Source organism: Streptomyces sp. H39-S7 (assembly GCF_027158205.1).
In the GTDB taxonomy this organism is placed as follows: domain Bacteria; phylum Actinomycetota; class Actinomycetes; order Streptomycetales; family Streptomycetaceae; genus Actinacidiphila.
Map to the genome: position 1 here is coordinate 29603 of NZ_JAPVLU010000070.1, position 1516 is coordinate 31118.

The window sequence follows — 1516 nt, forward strand, 5'->3', positions numbered from 1 at the left end:
CAGCACGACCCGGGCCGTGCCGGAGCCGAGGAGTATCTGCGTCGCAGCGCGGGGCTGTATCCCCTGGCCCCTGTCATCACCGCCACCGGCGTACACCTCGCGCCCACCCAGACCGGAGTGCCCGGCGCGCTCGCGGCGATGCTCGCCGCCGCGTCCGACGTCGCCCTGCGCGGCAGTTGGATGCGGCTCAAGGCCTGCCGGAACCCGCCGTGCCATCTCGGGTTCTACGACCGCACACGCAACTCATCCGCCGCCTACTGCAGCCCCAACCGATGCGGAGCCCAGGTCGCCATGCGCGCCTACCGCAGCCGCAAGGCGAAGGAAGAAGGCCGGTAGCCGCCGTCTCCGGGTGACCCGGGGCGGCCGGCAGGACGTCGTGCCGGGTCGCTCGAGCACCGCCGACCCGCGCCAACGACAACCTCGCGTCAGTCGAGCCCCATCGCGTTCCACGACATCGCGTTCCACGACATCGCGTTCTACGACATCGCGTCGAGCAGAGATGGACTCACGGCCGCCGGCCGGCCGGCGGGATGTTCTGGTTGACGTGGAACAGGTTCTCCGGGTCGTAGCGCCCCTTGATCCGGGCCAGGCGGTCGTAGTTGCCGAGATAGGACGCGCGGATCCGGTCCTGACCCTCGTCCCCGAGGAAGTTGACGTAGGCGCCGCCCGCCGAGGTGGGATGGAGTTCCTCCCAGTACCGCTGGGCCCAGTTGGTGATCAGTCCGGCATTGGCCGGGTCAGGATCGACGCCGACGATGACACCGGCCCAGCCGCCGCCGCGGTAGGCGAAGGCCGTCGCGTCCTCCGGGATCCGCGCCGCCGCCCCGTCGATCGGGTACAGGTGCATGGTGGAGTGGCCCGTGGGGAGCTTCTCGCCGTACTTGAGGTGCACGTCGATGGCCTCGTCGGAGATCTCATGGAAGACGTCTGCCCGCCAGTACCACTGCAGGCCCGCCGGATACAGGCCGTCGAAGGCGCTCTGCAGCACGGGGAACGGCATCTCCTGCAGCCCGACCAGCAGGGGCGAGCCGAACTCGCGGACCGGAGCCAGCACCGCTTCGGCCTTGGCGTGCGGACCCGTGTAGCACCAGACGATCGCGCAGGACTTGCGGCCCCACAGCTCCTCCGGGAACGGCGGAGCAGGTGGGATGGTGAGGAGTCCCAGCCAGCCGTTGAGCTCTTCCGGGAGGGACGGGAGAAGCTCTCTGTACCACTGCATCACGGCTGCGGCGTCCGCCAGGTCGTACAGCACGGGGCCACCGATGACGATGCCGTCCTCGCCGATCGGGTGACAGGCGAAGGTGAAGGCCGTGACCACGCCGAAGTTGCCGCCGCCACCCCGCAGCGCCCAGAACAGGTCCGCGTTGTCCTCGTCGTTCGCGGTCACGACGGTTCCGTCGGCGAGCACCACCTCCGCCGACAGCAGATTGTCGACGGTGAGACCGAAGCGGCGTGTCAGGTAGCCGACGCCGCCGCCGAGTGTGAGCCCCCCGACCCCCGTCGAGGCCAGGAACCC

Annotated in this window: 2 protein-coding genes; one reads left to right on the forward strand and one right to left on the reverse strand. The window is 70.0% G+C overall.

The window, feature by feature from the left end:
• Positions 1-336, forward strand: a 336-nt coding sequence (locus tag O3X23_RS39340) for a CGNR zinc finger domain-containing protein (RefSeq protein WP_269278622.1), incomplete at its 5' end; no start/stop codon positions are given.
• A 169-nt stretch (positions 337-505) separates the two neighbouring features.
• Here O3X23_RS39340 and O3X23_RS39345 read toward each other — a convergent pair.
• Positions 506-1516 (reverse strand): FAD-binding oxidoreductase (locus tag O3X23_RS39345; RefSeq protein WP_269278625.1); only part of this gene is annotated, 1011 nt, incomplete at its 5' end.